This window comes from Devosia geojensis (assembly GCF_000969415.1).
Lineage (GTDB): Bacteria > Pseudomonadota > Alphaproteobacteria > Rhizobiales > Devosiaceae > Devosia > Devosia geojensis.
This window is the reverse complement of sequence record NZ_JZEX01000126.1, coordinates 1-22,206: the sequence shown is the minus strand read 5'-3', so window position 1 is coordinate 22,206 and position 22,206 is coordinate 1. Positions and strand designations below refer to the sequence as shown.

The 22,206-nt window shown below is 65.3% G+C and carries 17 protein-coding genes; 6 read left to right on the top strand and 11 right to left on the bottom strand.

Annotation, left to right across the window (positions count from 1 at the left end; all coding sequences use genetic code 11):
* The first annotated feature begins 14 nt into the window (after positions 1 to 14).
* Positions 15 to 503, top strand: a complete 489-nt coding sequence (locus VE25_RS15350; RefSeq protein ID WP_046109525.1) for a response regulator — start codon at positions 15 to 17, stop codon at positions 501 to 503.
* Positions 504 to 510: 7 nt separating this feature from the next.
* Here VE25_RS15350 and VE25_RS15345 read toward each other — a convergent pair whose 3' ends face one another.
* The 8 genes from VE25_RS15345 to VE25_RS15310 all read right to left on the bottom strand — a co-directional run bounded on the left by VE25_RS15345 (position 511) and on the right by VE25_RS15310 (position 12,044).
* Positions 511 to 1,530 (bottom strand): ABC transporter ATP-binding protein, encoded by a 1,020-nt coding sequence (locus VE25_RS15345; protein WP_046109524.1) that lies wholly within the window; start codon positions 1,528 to 1,530, stop codon positions 511 to 513.
* Positions 1,530 to 2,516: an ABC transporter ATP-binding protein gene (locus VE25_RS15340; RefSeq protein ID WP_046109523.1), complete on the bottom strand. Its 987-nt coding sequence runs from the start codon at positions 2,514 to 2,516 to the stop codon at positions 1,530 to 1,532. The genes VE25_RS15345 and VE25_RS15340 overlap by 1 nt, the downstream gene beginning before the upstream one ends.
* A gap of 1 nt (position 2,517) precedes the next feature.
* Positions 2,518 to 3,438 (bottom strand): ABC transporter permease, encoded by a 921-nt coding sequence (locus VE25_RS15335; protein ID WP_052732011.1) that lies wholly within the window; start codon positions 3,436 to 3,438, stop codon positions 2,518 to 2,520.
* The gene (locus VE25_RS15330; RefSeq protein ID WP_046109522.1) at positions 3,438 to 4,361 is read right to left on the bottom strand and encodes an ABC transporter permease; all 924 of its coding nucleotides are present in this window, start codon (positions 4,359 to 4,361) and stop codon (positions 3,438 to 3,440) included. Before VE25_RS15330 ends, VE25_RS15335 begins: the two co-directional genes overlap by 1 nt.
* A 97-nt stretch (positions 4,362 to 4,458) precedes the next feature.
* Complete coding sequence (locus tag VE25_RS15325) at positions 4,459 to 6,066, bottom strand: peptide ABC transporter substrate-binding protein (protein WP_439328910.1); 1,608 nt, start codon at positions 6,064 to 6,066, stop codon at positions 4,459 to 4,461.
* Positions 6,067 to 6,298: 232 nt separating this feature from the next.
* Positions 6,299 to 7,585, bottom strand: a complete 1,287-nt coding sequence (locus tag VE25_RS15320) for an acetyl-CoA C-acetyltransferase (protein WP_201776099.1) — start codon at positions 7,583 to 7,585, stop codon at positions 6,299 to 6,301.
* A 9-nt stretch (positions 7,586 to 7,594) separates the two neighbouring features.
* The gene (locus tag VE25_RS15315) at positions 7,595 to 9,553 is read right to left on the bottom strand and encodes a 3-hydroxyacyl-CoA dehydrogenase NAD-binding domain-containing protein (RefSeq protein ID WP_046109530.1); all 1,959 of its coding nucleotides are present in this window, start codon (positions 9,551 to 9,553) and stop codon (positions 7,595 to 7,597) included.
* 40 nt (positions 9,554 to 9,593) lie between these two features.
* The gene (locus tag VE25_RS15310) at positions 9,594 to 12,044 is read right to left on the bottom strand and encodes an acyl-CoA dehydrogenase (protein WP_046109520.1); all 2,451 of its coding nucleotides are present in this window, start codon (positions 12,042 to 12,044) and stop codon (positions 9,594 to 9,596) included.
* Between the two features lie 339 nt (positions 12,045 to 12,383).
* Between VE25_RS15310 and VE25_RS15305 the strand changes: the two genes are divergently transcribed.
* Genes VE25_RS15305 through VE25_RS15290 form a run of 4 tightly spaced genes read left to right on the top strand, consistent with a single transcriptional unit; the run spans position 12,384 to position 15,059 of the window.
* A complete protein-coding gene (locus tag VE25_RS15305; protein WP_046109519.1) occupies positions 12,384 to 14,114 on the top strand; it encodes a long-chain-fatty-acid--CoA ligase in 1,731 nt (576 codons plus the stop codon).
* A complete protein-coding gene (locus VE25_RS15300; protein ID WP_046109518.1) occupies positions 14,101 to 14,496 on the top strand; it encodes a MerR family DNA-binding protein in 396 nt (131 codons plus the stop codon). The genes VE25_RS15305 and VE25_RS15300 overlap by 14 nt, the downstream gene beginning before the upstream one ends.
* Before the next feature lie 49 nt (positions 14,497 to 14,545).
* Positions 14,546 to 14,800 (top strand): type II toxin-antitoxin system Phd/YefM family antitoxin, encoded by a 255-nt coding sequence (locus VE25_RS15295; RefSeq protein ID WP_046109517.1) that lies wholly within the window; start codon positions 14,546 to 14,548, stop codon positions 14,798 to 14,800.
* Positions 14,784 to 15,059 carry a Txe/YoeB family addiction module toxin gene (locus VE25_RS15290; protein ID WP_046109516.1) on the top strand — a complete coding sequence of 92 codons (276 nt, stop codon included), beginning with the start codon at positions 14,784 to 14,786 and terminating at the stop codon, positions 15,057 to 15,059. Before VE25_RS15295 ends, VE25_RS15290 begins: the two co-directional genes overlap by 17 nt.
* Before the next feature lie 2 nt (positions 15,060 to 15,061).
* Here VE25_RS15290 and VE25_RS15285 read toward each other — a convergent pair whose 3' ends face one another.
* Together VE25_RS15285 and VE25_RS15280 are read right to left on the bottom strand one after the other, a co-directional pair.
* Positions 15,062 to 16,639 carry a cisplatin damage response ATP-dependent DNA ligase gene (locus VE25_RS15285; RefSeq protein WP_046109515.1) on the bottom strand — a complete coding sequence of 526 codons (1,578 nt, stop codon included), beginning with the start codon at positions 16,637 to 16,639 and terminating at the stop codon, positions 15,062 to 15,064.
* Positions 16,636 to 17,634 (bottom strand): ligase-associated DNA damage response exonuclease, encoded by a 999-nt coding sequence (locus tag VE25_RS15280; RefSeq protein WP_244466948.1) that lies wholly within the window; start codon positions 17,632 to 17,634, stop codon positions 16,636 to 16,638. The genes VE25_RS15285 and VE25_RS15280 overlap by 4 nt, the downstream gene beginning before the upstream one ends.
* A gap of 79 nt (positions 17,635 to 17,713) precedes the next feature.
* Between VE25_RS15280 and VE25_RS15275 the strand changes: the two genes are divergently transcribed.
* Complete coding sequence (locus VE25_RS15275) at positions 17,714 to 18,550, top strand: aldo/keto reductase (protein ID WP_046109513.1); 837 nt, start codon at positions 17,714 to 17,716, stop codon at positions 18,548 to 18,550.
* Between the two features lie 283 nt (positions 18,551 to 18,833).
* Here the strand turns inward: VE25_RS15275 and VE25_RS15270 are convergent, their stop codons facing one another.
* The gene (locus tag VE25_RS15270; protein WP_046109512.1) at positions 18,834 to 21,743 is read right to left on the bottom strand and encodes an insulinase family protein; all 2,910 of its coding nucleotides are present in this window, start codon (positions 21,741 to 21,743) and stop codon (positions 18,834 to 18,836) included.
* Between the last annotated feature and the right edge of the window lie 463 nt (positions 21,744 to 22,206).

The following is a 22,206-nucleotide window of genomic DNA, read 5'->3' as shown; positions in this document are numbered from 1 at the left end:
CCAGCGAGCCCACCATGCCCGCCGAGACCATCACTGCCCACGGCATTCTCATCGTCGATCCCAGCCAGCACATGGTCGACATCGTTGCCGCGATGCTGCGCCATATCGGGCGCCGCGACATCCGCAGTGCCACCGACGCGGCCGGCGCCCAGTTCGAGCTCAACCGCCGGGACTTCTCGGTCATCCTCATCAACGACGGGCTTGCAGGCCTTGACACGGTAGAGTTCGTCCGCCGGCTTCGCCACAGCGCCGAATGCCGCAACCGGCTGACCCCCGTCGTGATGATGGCCGCGCGTCCGGACGCAACGCGTATCGCTGCCGCGCGCGACGCCGGCGTCACCGAGTTCCTGAGAAAACCCTTCGCCGCCAACCATCTCGAGGCGCGGCTGGCGGTGATCGCCAGGGCTCCGCGCCCGATTATCGAGACCGAGGGCTATGTCGGTCCGGATCGCCGCCGCCGGCCGTCCGTCGAAATGGGAACGGCCGAACGGCGCACGAAATAGCCGCGCGTCACGCCCCGAGCACGGCCTCCTCGGGCACCTCGATCTCCTGCCAGCGATGGCAGGCGACGAGCCGCGCGTTGCCGATGGTCTCCAGCGCCGGGCGCTTCTCGGCGCAGATCGGCTTGGCGTAGCGGCAGCGGGTGCGGAAGGTGCAGCCCGAGGGCTGGTTGATCGGCGAGGGTATCTCGCCGCGCAGAGCATCGATGTTGCGCTGGCGCGCGAGCTTGGGATCGGGGATCGGCACGGCCGTCAGCAGCGCCCGGGTATAGGGGTGCTTTGGATCCTCGTAGATCTCGTCGCCTGCCGCCAGCTCCACGATCCGCCCGAGATAGAGGACGAGGATGCGGTCCGACACGTGCCGCACGACCGAGAGATTGTGCGAGATGAAGATGAGGGTCAGCCCGAACTCGTCCTTGAGGTCCGCGAGAAGATTGAGGATCTGCGCCTGGATCGAGACGTCGAGCGCCGAGACCGGCTCATCGCACACGATCAGTTTCGGCTCGGTGATCAACGCCCGGGCGATGCCGATGCGCTGCGCCTGCCCGCCCGAGAACTCGTGCGGATAGCGGTTGATCATCTCGGGCAGCAGCCCCACGGATTCCATGATCTTGATGACGCGCGCCCGCCGCTGCTCGCGGTTGAGTTCGGGCCGGAGCGTGCGCAGCGGATCGGCGATGATCTCGCCGACGGTCATACGCGGATTGAGGGAGGCGAGCGGATCCTGGAAGATGATCTGCAGGTCCTGGCGCTTCCTGCGCATCTCCTCGCCCGGCAGGCGCGTCAGGTCCTGGCCCAGCCAGAGCACCTGTCCTTCATCGGGCGCGATGAGCTGCAGGATGCAGCGCCCGAGGGTCGACTTGCCGCAGCCGCTCTCGCCCACGATCCCGAGCGTCTCGCCTTCCCGGATGCTGAACGAGATGTCCTGCAGCGCCTTGAGCTCGAGCGGCTTGGAAAAGAGGCCGGTGGTGATCGAGAAGCTTTTCTTGAGGTCCCTGATCTCGAGCAGGGTGTTGGTCGTCTTTGCCATCACGCCACCTTCTCGTAGCTGAGCTCACCCTCGTAGAAGCAAGCCTTCTCCCGGCCTTCGCCGGTCGGGGTCAAAGGGGGACGCTCGATGAGGCACCGCTCGAAGCGGAAGGCGCAGCGCGGGTTGAACGAGCACCCCTTGGGCAGGTGCTCGAGGCTTGGAGGCAGGCCCTGGATGGGGTCGAGCCGCGCCGCCCGATGGGCGATGTGCGGCGTCGAATGCAGGAGCCCGAGGGTATAGGGATGCCTGGGATCGTAGAAGAGATCGTCGACCTTGCCCTTCTCGACGGCGCGCCCGCCATACATGACCATCATGCGGTCGGCGACGCCCGCCACCACGCCGAGGTCGTGGGTGATGAGCACCAGCGCGGTGCCGAAATCCTGCGTCAGCGACTTGAAGAGGTCGAGCATCTGCGCCTGCACCGTCACGTCGAGGGCCGTGGTCGGCTCGTCGGCGATGAGGATCTTGGGCTGGCAGAGGAGCGCCATGGCGATCATCACGCGCTGGCGCATGCCGCCCGAAAGCTCGTGCGGGAAGGCATTGGCGCGCTTTGCGGGTTCGGGGATGCCGACGCGCTCCAGCATCTCGATGGCGGCGCGGATCGCCTTGTCCTTGTCGAACCCGCGGTGCTTGACCAGCACTTCGGCAAGCTGCGTGCGCACTCGCAGGCTCGGGTTGAGCGAGGTCATCGGATCCTGGAAGATCATGGCGATGTCCTTGCCGCGATAGGCATCGAGCTGGGACTTGTTCATGCCCACCAGGTTGATGTCGCCGAGCATGGCCTTGCCGGTGGCGCGGCCGTTCCTGGCGAGCAGCCCCATGATCGAGAGGAACGCCTGGCTCTTGCCGGAGCCGCTTTCCCCGACGACGGCGAGGATTTCGCTTTCGGTCAGGGTGAAGTTCATGTCGCGTACCGCGTGCACCTCGCTGTCGTGCAAGGCGAAGGTGACGGACAGGTCTTCGACGGTGAGAACGGTATTGGGCATCTCAGCGGTCCTTCGGATCGAGCGCGTCGCGCAGGCCGTCGCCGATATAGGTGAGGCAGAGGAGCATGGTGACGAGCACGGCGGCCGGCGCCAGCAGCATCCAGGGCAGCACCTCGGCGACGGGCGCGCCGAACGAGATCAGCGTGCCGAGCGAAGTCTGCGGCTCCTGCACGCCGAGCCCGAGATAGGAGAGGAAGCTCTCGGCGATGATGATCTCGGGGATGGTGAGGGTGGCATAGATCACCACCGGGCCGGTCAGGTTCGGCACGATGTGGCGCATGATGATGGTCCAGGGCTTGGCCCCGCCCGCCTTGGCCGCCTCGACGAACTCCTTCTCCTTCAAGGAAAGGGTCTGCCCGCGCACGATGCGCGCCATGGTCAGCCATTCGATGGCGCCGATGCCCACGAACAGCAGCACCGGATTGCGCCCGAACATCACGACGAGGATGATGACGAAGAGGATGTAGGGCAGCGCGTACATGATGTCGACGATGCGCATCATTACCGCGTCGACGCGTCCGCCGAAATAGCCCGCGATCGCGCCATAGACGACGCCGATGGACACCGACACGACCGTCGCCACCGCCGCCACGATGATGGACATCTGCGTGCCTTGCAGCACGCGGGCCAGCATGTCGCGCCCGTTCTGGTCGGTGCCGAAGAAATGGCCCTTGTCGAAATCGGGCGGCTTGCGGATCGCCGTCCAGTCGACCTGCGAATAGCTCCACGGCAGGAAGTAGGGCCCGATGAAGGCGATGAGGACGATAGCCAGCAACAGGAAGATCGAAACCACCGCCGCCTTGTTGCGGGTGAGCCTGCGCAGCGCGTCCTGCGTCAGCGACCGGCCCTTGGGCGCGTCGAGCGTTGCGAGCTTGTTGGCGTAGTCGGTCAGGACCGCGTCTTTACCCGTGATCCCGGCCATCAGCGGTACCTCACCTTGGGATCGAGCCAGGCATAGACGAGGTCGACGATGAGATTGAGAGCAAGAATGATGAACATGTAGAGGATGGTCGTGCCCAGCACGATGCCGTAGTCGCGGTTGAGCGCCGCGGTGATGAAGTACTTGCCGATGCCCGGCAGGCCGAAGATCTGCTCGACGGCGAGCGAGCCGGTGAGGAGATACGAAAGACCCGGCCCGAGATAGGAAACGACGGGGATGAGCGCCGGCTTGATGGCGTGGCGCGCCAGCACCAGGCGCTGCCCGATGCCCTTGGAGCGGGCCGTGCGCACATAGTTGGTGCCCAGCACCTCGATCATCGAGCCGCGCATCAGGCGCGAGATGCGCGCCGCATGCGGCCAGGCGAGCACCGTCACCGGCAGCACGAGATGCATCCACGAGCCGTTGACCCAGCCGCCCGCCGGGAACCAGCGCAGATAGACGCCGAACCAGAGCTGCAGGAGCGCAGCCATCAGGAAGTTGGGGATGATGACGCCGATCATCACTACCAGCACCAGCACGTAGTCGGGCCATTTATTCTGATTGACCGCCGCGATCATGCCGGCCACCAGCCCGACGAAGGTCGCGATGACGAAGGCGGTGAGCGCCAGCGTCAGCGTGAAGGGAAAGCCGATGGCGATGAGCCGGCTGACCGAGAACCCCTCGATGACCATCGACGGGCCGAGGTCACCGTGGAGGAGCCGCCAGATATAGATGAAATACTGGACGACGAGGGGCTGGTCGAGATTGTAGTGGGCGCGCAAGTTGGCCAGCACCAGCGGCGGCAGCGCGCGCTCGCCGTCGAACGGACCGCCGGGCGCCAGGCGCAGGATGAAAAAACAAATAGTAACGGCGATCAGTGCAATCGGTATTGCCGAAAGCACCCGCCGCAATGCGTAACCGAGCATTTCGTGTGACCTTTACTATCCGGGGCGCCGCGGCGACCGCGCACCTGGCCGGAAAAGAGACCGTGGGGCCCTTCGGCCCCACGATCCCTTCATCAGTTTATTCCGTCTTGGTCAGCCACCGCGTGCGGTGGATGTCCTTGGCGTTGTCGACGAACCCTTCGATCTTGGGCGATACGACGTTCTTGGAGACGTACCAGTAGATCGGGATGGCGGCGAACTCGTCCATGGCGATCTTCTCGGCCTGCGCCAGGATTTCGCCGCGCGCGACGAGGTCCTGCTCGGCGGCAGCCTGGGTGAGCAGCGCATCGAACTCTTCGTTCGAGTAGCGGCCATAGTTGTTGCCCCAGTTCATGCCATCACCCTGGGTGATGCCGGTCTTGAGCAGATCGAGCGTGTTGGACGGATCGTTGTAGTCGAGCAGCCATCCGGCGCGGCCGACCTGGAAGTCGCCGGCGCGCAGCGCGTCGTAGTGCACCGCGGTTTCGGAGTTGAAGAGCTCGACATTGACGCCCAGCGGCTCCCACATGGCCGCGATCGCGACGGCGATGCGCTGGTGGTTGTCGTTGGTGTTGTAGCGCAGCTGCAGGTTCAGCGGATTCTCGGGGCCGTAGCCGGCCTCGGTCATCAGCTCGATCGCGCGGGCGACGCGTTCCTCATAGGGCATCTCGGCCCACTCGGGCGCATAGGCGTTCTCGACATAATTGCCGGTGCCCGGCGGCACCCAGCCATAGGCCGGCAGCTCGCCGGTGCCCAGCACATCCGGCCCGATCACGTCGCGCATCACCGAGATCGACAGCGCCTCGCGGATGCGCACGTCGTTGAGCGGCTCGCTCTCCTGGTTGAGGACGTAGTAATAGACGCCGAGGAACGGCTCGACATGAGCTTCGCCCGGCAGGTTGTCCTGCAGCCACTGGTACTGGTCGGCCGGGAAGTCGGTCAGGATGTCGAACTCGCCCGCGCGATAGCGGTTGAGCGCGGCGGCCTGGTCCTCGAGCACGTGGTAGAAGACCTCGTCGATCTGCACGTTCTCGGCATCGTAGTAGGTCTCGTTCTTCTCGGAACGGACATACGAACCCGGCAGCCACTCGACGATCTTGTAGGGACCGTTGGCGACGATCGTGTCGGTCTCCGTCCAGGCGTCGCCATGCTCCTCGACCAGATGCTTGGGCACCGGGAAGGCGGTGTAGTGGGTCAGCGAGTCGAGGAAGAACGGGGTCGGCTGCTCGAGGGTGATCTCGACGGTTTGGTCATCGATCGCCTTGACGCCCAGCTCGTTGAAGTCGGTGATTTCGCCCGAGTTGATCGCCTCGGCGTTCTGGATCGAATACTGGAGATAGGCGTAGTCGGAGGCGGTGGCCGGATTCATCAGGCGCTGGAAGGCGAAGACGAAGTCGTCGGCCGTGACCGGCGTGCCGTCGCTCCACTGGATGCCGTCACGCAGGTGGAAGGTGTAGACCAGACCGTCCTCGGAGACATCCCAGCTCTCGGCCTGGCCCGGAATGGGCTCGGCTTCGGCGTTCTCGGTCACGAGGCCTTCGATGTAGTCGCCGACGACGCGGTTCTCCCAGTCGCCGGAAACCTTGTGCGGATCGAGCGAGCCTGGATCGCCGCCATTGTGCATCTGCAGGGTCACGGCGTAGGCGGTGCTGCTCATGAGGAGCGCGACCACGCCGGCGGTCGTTGCCGCCTTAAGGACCTGTGTGATTTTCATTATCGTCCCATCTCCTGAAAGGGTTTCCTGCTGTCGGCCGGCATTTGAGTTTGGCAGGCCGTTCTTGCCTGATCGGCAATTTTTATCGCCTGATCAAGATCGGTGGACGGTATCCCCACTTTTCGTCCACTTGCAAGCAAAAGGTTGCCGCAAACGTCAACCTTGTCGAATTTGTTAACACTCGGCAAAGCAGCGTCGATAAGCCGGTTTTTGTTCCTCGTCTGAACTATTCCGCGCGCTCGACGAGCGCCGCTACACCCATGCCACCGGCAGTGCACACCGAGATCAGCGCCCGTTGTTTCTCCTCGCTCGCCAGCAACTTCGCGGTGAGCCCGAGGATACGCGCGCCGGTCGCTGCGAACGGATGCCCGTAGGCGAGGCTGGAGCCCTTGCGATTGAGCTTTTCCGGATCGATCTCGCCCATCACGGTTTCGCGACCGAGGACTTCCTTGCAGTATTTCGGGTCCTTCCACGCCTTGAGGGTGCACAGAACCTGCGCGGCGAACGCCTCGTGCAGCTCGAAGACGTCGATATCGGCAAAGGTCAGGTTCGAGCGCGCCAGCATTTCCGAGACCGCAATGGTCGGCGCCATCAGCAGCCCCTCGCCGCCGGCAAAATCGTTGGCGGCGACACGGCCCATGGTGAGGTAGGCGAGCACCGGCAGGCCCCGGGCCCTCGCCCATTCCTCGCTTGCCAGCAGAACCGAGGCGGCGCCATCCGTCAGCGGCGTCGAGTTGGCGGCCGTCAGCGTGCCATGGCCGGAGGACTTGTCGAACGCCGGCTTCATCGTCGCCATCTTCTCGAGGCTCGTGTCGGCGCGCACGTTGTTGTCCTTGACGAGCCCGGCGCACGGCACCAGCAGGTCGTCGTGGAAGCCCTCGTCATAGGCCCTGGCGGCGTTGTGGTGGCTCTTCAGCGCCAGCTCGTCCTGCGCCTGCCGCGTGATGCCCCACTCGCGCGCCATCAGCTCGCAGTGCTGGCCCATGGAAAGGCCGGTACGCGGCTCCTGCGTCGAGGGAGCGACCGGCGTCAGCTCGCCCAAGGAAAAGCCCTTGAAGGCGCCGAGCTTCTCGCGGGCGCTGCGTGCCCGGCTCAAGTCGATCATGCGGTGCTGGAACTTGTCGCCGAACACCACCGGGCTGTCGCTGACGCTGTCGGAACCCGCGGCGATGCCGCTGTCGATCTCGCCGGTCGCGATCTTGCCGGCAAGCGTCAGCGCCGCCTGCAGGCTCGTGCCGCAGGCGATCTGCATAGTCGTGCCCGGGGTCCTCGGCGAGAACCCCGCATCGAGCGCAGCCTCGCGCGCCAGGTTGAAGTCGCGCGAGTGGTTGATGACGGCGCCAGCCATCACCTCGTCGATCTTCTCGCCCTTGAGGTTGAACTTGTCGGCAAGGCCGCCGAGCGCCGTCGAGAGCATCGAGAGATTGCTCTCGTCCGCATAGGCCGTGTTGCCGCGCGCGAAGGGAATGCGGGCGCTGCCGACGATGGCGACTTTTCTCGTTCCGTTCATCATGACGATGTCCTAAGCCCTGCCGTCCGCACGTGCCTTGAGCGGTCCACCAAGGAACGGCGCGAAGCCCGTTCCGAGGATGACCCCGATATCGGCGAGGTCTCCGTTGGCGACAACGCCCTCGCCGACCACCACCTCGGTCATGTCGACTAGCGGCTTGACGAGTTCCCGCCCGAGCCCAGCAAGATCGGGAGGCAGGCTGACGTCACCCTTCTGCGCCTTGCCCTTCTCCCATTTGTAGAAGCCTTCGCCGCTCTTGCGGCCGAGCTTGCCGGCGGCAACCAGCGCGGCGAACTTCGAGCCCTCCGGGACGGCGTGGCCGAGCTCGGTCGCGACCGATTTGCCCACGTCGAGCCCAACGGTATCCATCAGCTCGATCGGCCCCATCGGCATGCCGAAGGCGACGGCCGCCGCGTCGATCAGCTCCTTGCTCTCGCCGCGCTCCACCCGCTCGACGGCGCCGAGCATGTAGGGCATCAGCACCCGGTTGACGAGGAAGCCGGGCGCGGACTTGACCACCACCGGGCTCTTGCCGATGGCGAGCGCGAAGGCGGCCCCGGCGGCAATTTGCTCATCGCTGTTGAACGCCGAGCGGATGACCTCGACCAATGGCAGTTGCGCGACGGGGTTGAAGAAGTGCAAGCCAATCAGCCGGCTCGGGTCCTGCAACCCTTCGGCGATACGCTCCAACTCGATCGAGGACGTGTTGGTGGCAAGGATCGCGCCGGCTTTGAGCTTCTCCTCGACGCCGGCAAAGATCTTGCGCTTGATCTCGAGGTTCTCGACCACAGCCTCTATGATCACGTCGGCTCGGGCGACGCCCTTTCCGACCGGGTCGGCCTCCAGCCGCAGCATCGCCGTATCGACCTCGCGCTTCTTTTTGAGCCGCTTCTTGAAGAGGCCCTTGGCCCGGTCGAGCGCCGGCTTGATCCGCTCCATGTCGAGGTCCTGCAGCGTCACAGCCATGCCGCGCAACGCACACCAGGCGGCGATATCCCCGCCCATGACGCCGGCGCCGATGACATGGACGCGTGCGAACCTGGCGTTCTTCGCCCCCTGCTTCTTCAGCCCTTCGGAAAGGAAGAACACGCGCCGCAGGTTCGTCGCGGTCGAGGAGCTCATCAGCGGCACGAAGGCGTCGATCTCGCCGCGGATCATGGCCCTGGGATCATCCCCGTGCTTCTCGAAGAGATCGATGAGGGCATAAGGGGCCGGATAGTGCTCCGGCCGCGCCTTCTTGCCCGCTTCTGCGCGCATCTTACTCGCCACGTACCCACGGATCGGTCCCATGGCCATCGCGCGCTTGGCAAAGGGCGCTTCCCTCGACTTACGCTTCTGCAATACTGCCTTGCGCGCCTCCCAGCGCAGCATATCGCGGTGGCGCACCAGCTTGTCGACGAGGCCCATGCCCCGCGCCTGGCCCGCCCGCAGCATGCGCCCGGTCAGCATGATCTGCATGGCATCGACCGGCCCCGCCTGCCGGATCGAGCGGCCCGTGCCTCCGAATCCCGGGAAGATGCCAAGGTTGACTTCGGGAAAGCCGATGCGCGTCTTGTCGTTGTTGACGGCGATCCGGTAGTGGCAGGCAAGCGCCAGCTCCAGCCCGCCGCCGAGGCAGAAGCCGTGGATTCCGGCAACGACGGGAATCTTCAGGTTCTCGATCCGCTGGAAGAGCGCATGCGCACGCTTCAGCGCCTCCGGCAGGATCGAGAAATCCGACATCGCGTCGAATTCGGAGATATCCGCCCCGGCGATGAACCCGCCCTCCTTGCCCGAGAGCAGGATCACACCGATGAGCTCACCGCTCGCCGCCAGCTCCTCGAAGTGGGCAACGAGACTTTCGAGCTCGGCGATGGCCTCGCGGCTCAGCGTATTGACCGAGGCATCGGGCCTGTCGATGGTGAGCCACCCCAGTTGCTCGACATCGATGCGGAACGACCAGTACCGCGTCTGCGGCAGTTGCGATTGCATCAACACGGGCTCCTCTTCCCTTGTTTCCAGCATGAGCATCTCACTCCGCTGCGACGCGCGATGGCTCGCGCCCGGCAAGCGCCTCCGGCGCGAAGTCGTCGACTGCGACGGCGCGATCCGTCGCTTCATCGGCGGCGCGCAGGATTCCCGCCTCGTTGTCGTTGATGATCCCGGCCGCCACCGCGTCGGCGATGGCGTCGCGGTCGAGACGGCGCGAGACGGTGCCCGCCTTCACCGCCTTGACGAACCGTGCCTCGATCTCCTCGGCGGCGGTCACCTTGGTGAGCGCATCCTCCAGACGGCCGGTCACGTCCTCCGGATCGTTCGACACAAAGGCGCCGACCGTCAGCCGGTCGCGGAAGGCGCCGGGCCGCAGCACCTTGCGCACCAGCGTGTAGTTGGCCTTGTCCGCTGATGGCCGCGCGTGCCGTCCGAACGGGAAGCAGAGGATGCGCATGGCTGAGGCGAAGAGCCGATTGGGGAAGTTGGCGAAGACTTCGCCGAAGGTCTTTTCCATTGCTGCGATTCGGTCGGCCATGATCGCATCGACCAGCGGGCGATCCTCCTCCAGCCGCCCTTCGTCCTCATAGCGCTTCAAGACAGCGCTCATCAGATAGAGCTCGCCGAGAATGTCGGCCATGCGCCCGGAGATCTGCTGCCGGGCCTTCAGCGACCCACCCAGCACCACCGTCGTCCAGTCGGCAACGAGCGCGAAGGCCTGGGTATAGCGGTGGAGCTGCTTGTACCAGCGCGCCATCTCGTGGTCGACCGGCGAGGAGGCGAAGGCCCCAAAGGTCAGCGCGTGAAAGAGCGTCGCGATCTTGTTGCGCAGCATGAACGCCGTGTGCCCGGCGAATGCCTTGTCGAAGGCGTCGATTCCCGCCTTCCGGTCCGGGTTCTGCGCCGCCTGCACCTCCTTGTAGAGGAAGGGGTGCGCCCGCAGCACGCCCTGCGCGAAGGTCATCAGGGTGCGGGTGAGGATATTGGCGCCCTCGACGGTGATGGCGACGGGCGTCGCCATGTAGCCGCCGAAGAGGTAGTTCGAGGGCCCCTCCTGGATAGCGCGCCCGCCATGGATGTCGAAGGCGGCGTCCATGCTCTCGCGCATCGCCTCGGTGGTGCGATATTTGAGCAGCGCCGAGAGCACCGAGGGGCGCTGGCCTTCGTCGACCATCGAGGCGGTGAGCCGCCGCGCCGCCTCATAGGTATACGCGTTCTTGACCATGCCCGAGAGCGGTTCTGCGACGCCCTCCATGATGCCGACGGGAATGCCGAACTGCCGGCGGATCCGGGCATAGGCCGAAGTCACCCGCAGCGCCTGCTTGATCGAGATCGAGCCGATCGCCGGCAGCGAGATGGCGCGCCCGGTCGAGAGGCACTCCATCAGCATGCGCCAGCCCTGCCCGACATAGTCGGTGCCGCCGATGAGATAGTCGATGGGGACGAACACGTCCTTGCCGCGCGTCGGCCCGTTCATGAACGCCTGCCGCGCCGAGAAATGCCGCCGCCCGATCTCGACGCCCGAATGGTCGCGCGGCACCAATGCCAGCGTGATGCCGACATGCTCGCCCTTGCCCAGGAGATTGTCGGGATCGTGCAGGTCGAAGGCTAGCCCGATGAGCGTCGCGACGGGCGCGAGGGTAATGTAGCGCTTGTCCCAGGAGAGGCGTACGCCCAGCGTCTCCTTGCCGTTCCAGGTGCTTTTGGTGACGACGCCGACGTCGCGCATGTTGCCGGCATCCGAGCCCGAATGCACGCCGGTCAGGGCAAAGCACGGCACCTCCTCGCCCTTGGCGAGCCGGGCGAGATATCTGTCCTTCTGCTCCTGCGTCCCGTACTTTTCGAGGAGCTCCCCAGGCCCGAGCGAATTGGGCACCATCACCGTGATGCCCGCCGCGACCGAGCGCGAGGCGATCTTGGAGACGATCATCGACTGCGCCTGGGCCGAAAAGCCCAGTCCGCCATATTCCTTGTCGATGAGCATGCCGAGGAAGCCCTTCTCCTTGAGGTAGCGCCACACCTCCGGCGAAAGGTCCGCGCGGTCGTTGCGCGTCTCCCAGTCGTCGATCATGGCGCAGACCTCCTCGGTCGGGCCGTCGAGGAAAGCCTGCTCCTCGGGAGTGAGCGTCAGCGGCCGGATGCCGGTGAGCTTCGTCCAGTCGGGCCGGCCGGAAAAGAGTTCGGCGTCCCAGCCGACCGTGCCGGCATCGAGCGCCTCCTGCTCGGTGCGCGAGACCTTGGGCAGGATCCTCTTGACCATGCCGTAGGCCGGCGCAGTGATCACGGCCTTGCGCACTCCCGGCACCGCTAGCGTCAGGAGCACGATACCGGGCAGCAGCGCCAGCACCACCCCGACCGCGCCAAACCCGCCGATAATCGAGGCTGCTATTCCCAGAACCAGCGCTGCCGCGCCCCACTGCCAGAGCGGCGACTCGCGCATGGCGAGCGCGATGAAGGCGACGATGCCGACGACCCAGAGCGCAAAAGTCATGCCCTTTCTCCTCTTCCCTCCCGGCCAGCTTAGAGCGTTGCGGGCAAAAGTGGGTGCACTTTTGCGTTGGCCGGCCGGTGCGGCGCCCGTACGGGGCACCCATGAGGTCAAGTTTAGCAGCGTTTACGTATACGTCAACTTGTCGCCCAATGCGTCGTCAGCGACATCGAGGCGGGAACTTGCTCGACCCGCCTCTTCGCACGAGGCCGCTTGCCGTTCCGGCACTTGTTTGACGCATACGTAAAGCCATGGAATACTGCTTCCGAACCAGCGAGGCGGCACAAGACCGCCAGGGGTCAGGAAGAGGCACGCGAGGTCAGCGTGCCGAGGAGGAGATCTATGCAGACCATCGAGGATAAAGACGCCGAAGCCGCACGCCGCCCGTGGCTTGCGAGCTATCCCGAAGGCATCGCCTGGGACGTGGAGGTCGACGTGCGCCCGGTGCACGAGCAGGTGCTGGCCGCCTGCGCCAAGACGCCCGATGCGGTCGCGCTCGATTTCCTTGGCGGCAAGACCACATTCGGCGACATGGCCAAAGCGATCACCGCCCTCGCCGGCGCCCTGCAAAGCCAGTTCGGCATCGGCAAGGGCAGCCGCGTCGCGCTCCTCTTGCCCAACACACCATTCTACCCCGTTGCCTATTACGCGGTGCTGCGCGCAGGCGGAATCGTCGTCAACTGCAATCCGCTCTATACGGTCCATGAGCTGAGCCACATCGCCGACAACGCCGGCGCGGACCTGATGATCACGCTCGACCTGAAGATGATCTTCGAGAAGGCCGAGGCGCTGGTCGAGAAGGGTCTCGTCAAGTCGTTGGTCGTGTGCCGCTTCACCGATGCGCTGCCCCCCGTCAAGCGGGTGCTGTTCTCGCTCGCCAAGCGCAAGGATCTCGCCGACCCCCGCCGCTCGCGCATCGCCGGCAAGGTCTCGCACTACCACGAGCTCGTTGCCCGCAACCAAGAACCGAAGCCCGTCGCTATCGATCCGCATGCGGACGTCGCCGTGCAGCAATATACCGGCGGCACCACGGGCCTGCCCAAGGGCGCGATGCTCAGCCACGCCAATGTCGCGGCCAACATGAGCCAGATCGACAAATGGGGCTGCGGGCTCTTCTATCCGCCGAGCAAGGTCGTTGCGGTCCTGCCGTTCTTCCACATCTTCGCAATGACCGTGTGCATGAACGTGCCGCTCTGCAACGGCGCCCAGGTCGTCATGCTGCCGCGCTTCGAGATGAAGGCGCTCGTCGACCTCCTGAAGCGCACCCGCGCCAACGTGCTGCCGGCCGTTCCGACGCTGCTCGCGGCGCTCGCCAAGGCCGACAACGTCAAGGCCGAGGGGCTCGCCAGCCTTCAGGTCGCCATTTCCGGCGGCGCGCCTCTGCCCAACGAGGTGCGCGCGGCTTTTTCGAAGAAGTCGAAGGCCCTGCTGGCCGAAGGCTACGGCCTGACCGAGGCCTCGCCGGTCGTCTGCTGCGCGGCGTTGCGCGTTCCCTCCAAGCCGATGTCCATCGGTCTGCCGCTGCCGGCGACCGACATCCGCTTCGTCGATGTCGACAGCCACCAGCCGGTCGGTATCGGCGAGAACGGCGAGCTGCAGGTCAAGGGTCCGCAGGTGATGCTCGGCTACTACGAAAATCCCGAGGCGAACGCCGAAGCCTTCATGGACGGGTGGCTGCGCACCGGCGACGTCGGCCACATGGACGAGGACGGCTACGTCTTCCTCGTCGACCGCATCAAGGACCTCATCATCTGCTCGGGCTTTAATGTCTATCCGCGCGTGATTGAGGAAGCGCTCGCCGAACACCCGGCGGTCGACGAGGTCAACGTCATCGGCGTACCCGACGAGTACCGCGGCGAGGCACCCATCGCCTTCGTCAAGCCCGCGACCGGTCAATCGGCCACCGAAGCGGAGCTGAAGACCTTCCTCGCCGCCAAGCTCAACAAGATTGAGATGCCGCGCGAAATCATCTTCAAGGATGCCCTGCCCAAGACGCTGATCGGCAAGCTCTCCAAGAAAGAGCTGCGCGAGGAGTACGCCCAACTGAAAGCCAAGAGCCGTGAACAAGCCTGAGAGCGACAACAAGGACCTCTTCGCCATCGCCGACCTCGCCCGCGAGTTCGGCATCTCGACGCGCGCCATCCGCTTCTACGAGGCTAAGGGCCTGATCTCCCCCGAGCGGGTGGGCGCCACCCGCATCTTCCGCCGCCGCGACCGCGCCCGGCTGATCCTGATCCTGCGCGGCAAGCGCCTCGGCTTCTCGCTGCGCGATATCTCCGACTATCTCTCGCTCTATGATGCCGACCGCACCCAGCAGGTGCACCTGCTCGCCGAAATGGTCGACGAACGCCTCGCGTCGCTCGAGCGGCAGAAGCGCGACATCGAAACCACCATCGCCGAGCTGCGCGAGATCAGGAAGCTGGCGCAGGAACGGATCGCGACCGAGAAGGCTTGAGTTTTTGTACAGGAATTTGTACATAAATCGTTCAAGCGAGATATCTCCCATGCGCGCAAAAACCATTTCCGACTTCCGCAAGAACATCGCCGCCGATATCGACGCGGCGGTCGAGGACCATGTCCCCTTGATCATCACCCGCCCGGGCGGCAAGCAGCCGGCGGTGGTGATGTCGCTTGAGGATTTCTCGTCGTGGCAGGAGACCGAGTATTTGCTTCGCAGTCCGGCAAACCGTAAACGCCTGCTCGAAAGCATCGCCGAACTCGAAGCCGGGGGCGGCGTGAAGCGTGACCTCATCGAATAGCCTCACCTTCAGCTCCCGCGCATGGGAGGAGTATGTCTACTGGCAGGAAACCGACCGGAAGGTTGTCCGCAAGATCAATGCGCTGCTCAAAGAATGCCTGAGAACGCCCTATACCGGCGCAGGTAAGCCCGAACCATTGCGGCATCACTTCACCGGTTGGTGGTCGAGACGCATCGACGACGAGCATCGACTGGTCTACCGCATAACCGAGCGCGGCCTGGAGGTCGCCCAGTGCCGCTACCACTATAAGAAAACCTGACCTCACGTCGCCGGCACCAGCGCTCGCACGTCCTCGAGCGTTCCTGCCTCGCCGGCCGGTTTGTCCCAGCGGATGCGGTTGATGCGCGGGAAGCGTAGCGCCACGCCCGATTTGTGCCGGCCCGAGAGCTGGGCGCTGTCGAAGGCGACCTCGAACACCAGTTCCTTGCGAACCTCCCGCACCGGCCCGAAGGAGCCGATGGTGTTGGCGCGGATCCAGCGGTCGAGCTGCTTCAGTTCCTCGTCGGTGAAGCCGAAATAGGCTTTGCCGATCGGCACGATCTCGTTGCCGGCCCAGACCCCGAACGTATAGTCCGAATAGAACGACGAGCGCTTGCCGTGCCCGCGCTGGGCGTACATCAGCACGGCGTCGACGACATTGGGATCGCGCTTCCACTTGAACCACAGGCCCTTGGGCCGGCCCGGCACATAGGGCGAGGCCTTGAGCTTGAGCATCACGCCTTCATGACCGTTCTCGTCGGCCCCGCGCCGGCGGATGGCGGCGAGCTCCTGCCAGTCGGCGAACGGGATGACCTCGGAGAGGTCGAGCCGCGTCTGAGGGTTTCGGGCAAGCCACGCTTCCAGCCGCTCGCGCCGTTCGCGCCACATCAAAGGCCGCACGTCCTCGTCGCCGTCGAAGAGTATGTCGTAGACGCGGATGAAGGCGGGGTATTCCTTGAGGTGCTTGGGCAGCGCCACCTTGCGGTTGAGCCGCTGCTGCAGATCATTGAACGGTAAAGGATCGAACGCGTGCCCGACCAGCAGCTCGCCGTCCAGCACCGCCTCGCCGAACACCTCCTCGACGATATCGGGAAAAGCCTCTCCGATCTCATCGCCGGTGCGCGAGAAGAGCGAGATGCCGCCTTGACCCATGACGAGCTGCACGCGGATGCCGTCCCACTTCCACTCGGCGGCGAAGTCGCGCGGATCGAGGCTGGCGAGGTCCTTCTCCTCGTCGATGGCGTTGGAGAGCATCAGCGGATGGAACCGCGCCGTATGGGCGATCAGCGGCGCCTCGCCCTTGTCCTCCAGCCAGGCGAAGAGCTCGGTATAGGGCGGGGTGATCCCGTGCCAGATCTCCTCGATCTGCTGCAAATCCTTGCCGCTCATCTCGGCAAGCGCCGTCTTGGCGAGGCGTGCCGAAAGCCCTATGCGCAAGGCGCCCGTCGCGAGCTTGACCAGCGCCCAGCGCTCGTTGACCTGCGCCCGCGTCAGGAGCGAGGCAATCAATGCGGGCAGCTCGTGCTTGCTCGTCGTGTTGAAGAGCTCGATGAGATCGGAGAGCCTGGGCAGCTCCTCGGTGCCGCCGTGGTGCGGCCAGATGAGCGCGATGGTCTCGCCGAGGTCGCCCACATAGTCGTAGCTCAGGGCAAAAAGGTGCGGATCGACTTCCGCCAGCACCGTCTCCTTGAGGAGCGCCGGCTTGACGTTGCGGAAGGTCAGCGCCCCGGTCAGCACCGCCAGCGCCAAGCCCCGGTCGGGATCAGGCGTCGTGCGGAAATACTCGGTCAGCGCCGCGATCTTGCGGTTGCGCGAGGGGGTGAGCGCCAAGAGCTCCATCAACTGGGCGAAGCGCTTCATTCCTCGCCCTCCCCGCCATCGTCCTCGAAGCCCTGGATATTGAGCGGCTCGGCGTTGAGTCCCTGCTTGCGGCAATAATAGACCAGCGCATCCTCACGCCCATGCGTCACCCAGACCGTGCCGGCGCCGGTCTCGGCGATGGTTTCACCTAGCTCGTTCCAATCCGCATGGTCAGAGATGATGAGCGGCAGCTCCACACCGCTCTGGCGGGCGCGCTGCTTGACGCTCATCCAGCCCGAAGCCATGGCGAGCACGGGGTCGGGCAGGCGACGGCTCCAGACGTCCTTCAAGGCCGAGGGCGGGCCGACGGCGAGCTTGCCGGCAAGCTCGGCCTTGCTCGTTTCCATCACCAGCCGCAGGTCGCCCAGCGCAACGCCCCGCTCCTCGTAGAGCTCGCAGAGCCTGACCATTGCGCCATGCAGGTAGATCGGCGCGTCATACCCGGCGTCGCGCAGCAGCCGGATGACCCGCTGGGCCTTGCCCAGCGGATAGGCGCCGATGAGGTGCGCCCGCTCCGCATTGGCTTCGACCGAACGCAGCAGCCGCGCCGTCTCGGCCTTGGGATCCGGATGCTGGAAGACCGGCAGGCCGAAGGTGGCTTCCGTTACAAGCAAGTCGCATTTGATGAGCTCGAACGGCTGCGCCGTCGCATCGGGCAGGCGCTTGTAGTCGCCGGTGACGACGACGCGCTGCCCCTTGTGTTCGATCAGCACCTGCGCGCTGCCGAGGATGTGGCCGGCCGGATGAAGCGTGATGGTGACGTCGTCGATGACGACCGACTCGCCGAACGCCACCGCCTGGAAGCTGCCAGCGCAATCCTCGCCATAGCGCGTCTTCATGACCGCGATGGTGTCGGCCGTGGCCAGCACCGCCCCGTGCCCGGAGCGCGCGTGGTCGGAGTGCCCGTGGGTGATGATCGCCCGCGCCCGCGGGACGGTCGGATCGACATAGGTGTCGATGGCGCGGATATGGAGGTTGCGATCGATGAGCGTCATGGCGTTCATTGTAGCCGGTTCATGGGAACGGTGGATAACCTTTCCCGGTTGCCCCCGAGCCCACTACGGAGACGCAGCGATGACGACGATACCGACCACTCCCCTGCCCGATGGCTCGCAGGTGCCCGTTTTCGGCCTCGGCACCTGGATGATGGGCGAGCGCCGCGGCGACCACGACCGCGAGGTGGCGACGCTGCGCGCAGGGCTCGACCTCGGCATCACCCTCATCGACACCGCCGAGATGTACGGGCAGGGCGGCGCCGAGCGGGTAGTGGCTGAAGCGATCGAAGGGCGGCGGGACGAGACTTACCTCGTCAGCAAGGTGCTGCCCTCCAACGCATCCCATGATCGCACGATCCGCGCCTGCGAGGAGAGCTTGCGCCGGCTCGGCACCGACCGGCTCGACCTCTACCTTCTCCACTGGCGCGGCAACTACCCTCTGGAGGAAACCGTGCGCGCCTTCGAGAGGCTGAAAGCGGACGGCAAGATCCTGCGCTGGGGCGTCTCCAACTTCGATGTCGAGGACATGGAGGAACTGGAAGCGATTTCACGCGACTGCGCCGCCAACCAGGTGCTCTACAACCTCTCCCGCCGCGGCATCGAGCATGACCTCGTCGCCTGGTCGCGCGAGCGCTCCATGCCGATCATGGCCTACTCGCCCATCGAGCAGGGGCGCCTCGCGCGCTCCTCCGAGCTCGCCGACATCGCCCGCACCCACGGCGCGACGCCCGCGCAGATCGCGCTGGCTTGGGTGCTGGACAAGCCCGGCATCGTCGCCATCCCCAAGACCAGTCGGCCCGAGCGGGTGGAGGAGAACCTCAAGGCACTCGAGATTCGGCTGACGGACGAGGACCGGGATCGGCTGGACCGGGCCTTTCCGCCACCGCGGGGGAAGACTGGGCTGGAGATGATTTAGGGCACCAACCCACTGCCACCAGACGGCTGTCATCCCGGCGAAAGCCGGGAACCGGTACACACCGGAGTTGCGGGTTTAGCGCAGTCGCCCTCCGTCGCCATCGGGTCATTCCCGCGAAAGCGGAAATCCCTGTTTTCTTCGTTGAGCCCGCAAACGGAGGTCCCCGCTTTCGCGGGGATGACCCGGTGTAGGTATGGATTCGGCGCGCTGTCGCATAGTCGGTGTTTACTGGTCCCGGCTTTCGCCGGGATGACATCGGGGTTGAGAAGCGACGCGGGTAAAATCACATCACCTTGCTGACCCTCAAAAACCCTCCCCTTTCCACATTGGCCTTCTCGATCGCCGCCGCGTTGCCCATGACCACCACGCGTCCCTCTCGCGCCACGGCTTCGAGCGCGTCGGCGAGGGCCAGGAAATCCTTGCCCGTCGTCGCCAGCACCTCGTCGCGCCGCTGCTGGCGCAGGAGATCGGTGGTGCCGGTGAGTTCCCGCCACATGGAGGAATACCCCTTGGCGTCCGGGAACTGGTAGGGGTCCATATCGCCGACGACACCGATGATCGAGCGGGTGAGCTCGGTTTCCCCGACCGGCTGGCGCAGCGCCGCCGCCGAGCCGTCATAGGCATCGAGGGTCTTCAAGAGGTTCGGGTCGCGGTAGGAAAGGAAGGCGAAGTTGCCCGAGACGAGGTCGAACCGGCTCGACCCGCCATAGGCCCCGCCCTGCACCCGCACCTTGTCCCACAGCCACGTGGTATTGAGGTATTTGAGCGCGACGCTCGCCGCGCCGGTGAGGTCGAACCCCAGCGCCTTGAGGTTGGCGCCCTTGCCGACGTAGTTGACCTGCGCGGGGATGGTCAGCCCCTCGTCGAGCGGGCTCACGCCGATGCCCCAGTCGTGGGAGGCGGCCGGACCGATGGGCAGGTCGGAGAGGAACGCGGAGAACTCGGCTTCCGCCCCGCGCCAGATGCTGTCTTCGGCCGTGACGTTGACCACCATCTGCGCCCGGTTGACGAGGCGGTCGCGGATGGCCTCCAGCGTCTTCTGCACACCGGCCCAGTCGTCTTCGATCCGCTTGACGAGGTCACGCAGGAACATGAGGTATCCGATGCCGCCCATCCGCTCGGCGATCGAGCCGGCTTCAGTGAGCGCCGACTTCAGCCTGAGGTCGACGAAGCCGTTGCCGCCCGGCACCAGCCGCGCCTCGAGCCCGGCCTTCTCCTCCAGCGCCATCTGCCTGAACCGCTCGCGGTTGTCGAGCCGGGCGGTGAGGATCACGTCCTTGAGGATCGAGAGCAGTTCCGGGACCTTGTCGGGCACGGCCTTGCCCGAAAGGAAGAACCACGCCGCCGTCCCGTCGCCGCCCTGCCGGGTCGAAACGCCCCGGTGCTGGGCGATGCCGCCGGTCGAACGCCCGATGCGCTGCGTCAAGGAAACGAAGTCTTCCTTCGCCGTCCCGGTCTGCAACAGCGATCGGCCGAAGAGCGGCATATAGGGCAGGAGATCGGCGTCGAGCGCATGCATGTCGAAGCCGAGGTCGAGATAGAGGATGCCGAGCGTCGGCAGGTCGTGGGTGAAAAGCCGCGCCCCGGCGATCTCGCCGCGCTCGATGGGAACCGTGCGCACCTCGCGCGGCAGGTCCGCGCGGGTCAGCGACGGGATCCGGGCGAGGTCCGCCGGATCGTCTTCCTTTTCCTGCAGGGCCTTTAGCGTCCTGGTCGTTTCGATGGCCGCCTCGATGTCGGCCTCGCTCATCGTCTGGCGGACCGCGGCGAGCCGTGCCGCCTCCGCCGCCTCTTCGCGCGCGCCCTGCCCCTCGTCGGCCGAGAGGGTGACGGTGACGCGATGCGTGTTGTCGAGGAAGCGCCTGGCGATCAGCTTCTCAAAGAAGCCGGTCTGTGCCTTCTGCTTGAGGGACGCCAGCGCCGCCTCGAAGTGCAGGGGCTCGAGCGGATCGCCGTCGTGCAGCCACGTGCCGAGTGCCCCGAACATCAGCGCGATGCCGCGCGGGAAAGAGCCGGTGTTGTTCTCGCGCAGCGAAAACTCGAAGGTGTTGAGCGCTGCCTCGATGGTGCCGCGATCGAAACCCTTTTCGCTCAAGTCCCCGAGTGTCGAGAGGATCAGCGCCTCGACCTTGCCGGCGTCGGCCGGATCGATGCCTTTCATGCCGAAGGTCGCCATGGGCTGCTTCAATCCCATGCCGATGCCGCCGCCCATCAGCCCTTCGCCGAGCCCGGAATCGGTCAGGGCCTTGCGCAGCGGCGCGGCAGGCGTGCCGGCGAGCATGTAGGAGAGGAGCCCGTTGGCCAGCGTCTCCTCGCGGTCGGCGGGCTGCTCGATCATCCAGTTGACCGTCACCATGCCGTCGCGCGCCTTGCCCTCGGATTTAGTGCCGGCATAGGTCGCCTCGAGCCGCCGCGGCTCGTTGAACCGACCCTGCTGGGCGATCTGCGCGTCGATCTCGATCGGCTCGAACTGCGAGAAATATTCGTCGAGGATCTCGAGGCGCCGGCCCGGATCGTCGTCGCCCGAAAAGAACGCCCGCGCGTTCGAGGGGTGGTAGAACATCTCGTGGAAGCGCTTGAACTTCTGGTAGGTCAACTCCGGCATCACCACCGGATCGCCGCCGGAGGACTTGCCGTAGGTGATGTCGGGATAGAGCGCCTGCTGCGCCGTCTTCATCATCAGGGCGTCGGGCGAGGACCAGGCGCCCTTCATCTCGTTGAACACCACGCCCTTGTAGGTCAGCGGAGCGTCCTTGTCCTCGATCTCGTAGTGCCAGCCCTCCTGGCGGAAGGTGTCCTCGCTGATCAAGGGAAAGAAGACGGAATCGAGGTAGACGTCGACGAGGTTGTAGAAGTCGGCAAGGTTCTGGCTCGCCACCGGATAGGCGGTCTTGTCCGGGAAGGTCATGGCATTAAGGAAGGTGTGCATCGAGCCCTTGATGAGCTCGACGAACGGTTTCTTGACCGGATATTTGCGGCTGCCGCAGAGCACCGAATGCTCGAGGATATGGGCGATGCCGGTCGAATCGTCCGGCGGCGTCTTGAAGGTGATCCCGAACACCTTGTTCTCGTCGTCGTTGACGAGGCTGACCACCTCCGCCCCCGTCTTCCTGTGCCGGTAGTGCCGCGCCAGCGAATTGACCTCGGGGATGGTCTCCTCGCGCACGAGATCGAAGGCGGCGTGGTGGGTCATGGCAGAACTCGCTGAAACGACTTGAGGCGGGAACCCACAAGGTAGGAAGGGATAGCGGCGAACGCTAGTGCCATCGAGCCTTTGTTGGCGCATGCCGATTCTCCGCCCGGACCCTCGATCCTGCGGTTTTCGTCCTTTCGGACACACGAATGCGGGGCGGCTTTCGCCTCCTTGATAATTTTAGATGGGAGGCAATTGCCGCCCCACACGCTGGGATTTGTGAGCCGTACACGAAGCATGCGGACGCTCGTTGATCCGCCGGTCCGTAACAGACACCCTGCCTGCCGGCGACCCGGCTGCCCCAACGCCCCCGCCCGACATCTCGTCCATGCCGCGTGTGCAACGGCGGGGTGCGAGGAAGAGGATAGTGCCGGTGGAAGGCGCGGGGATAAGTTTTTATTCTCGCGCCGGATCAATGGGTTGGGCACTGCCTCCCCTCCCCCTTGAGGGGAGGGGTCGGGGG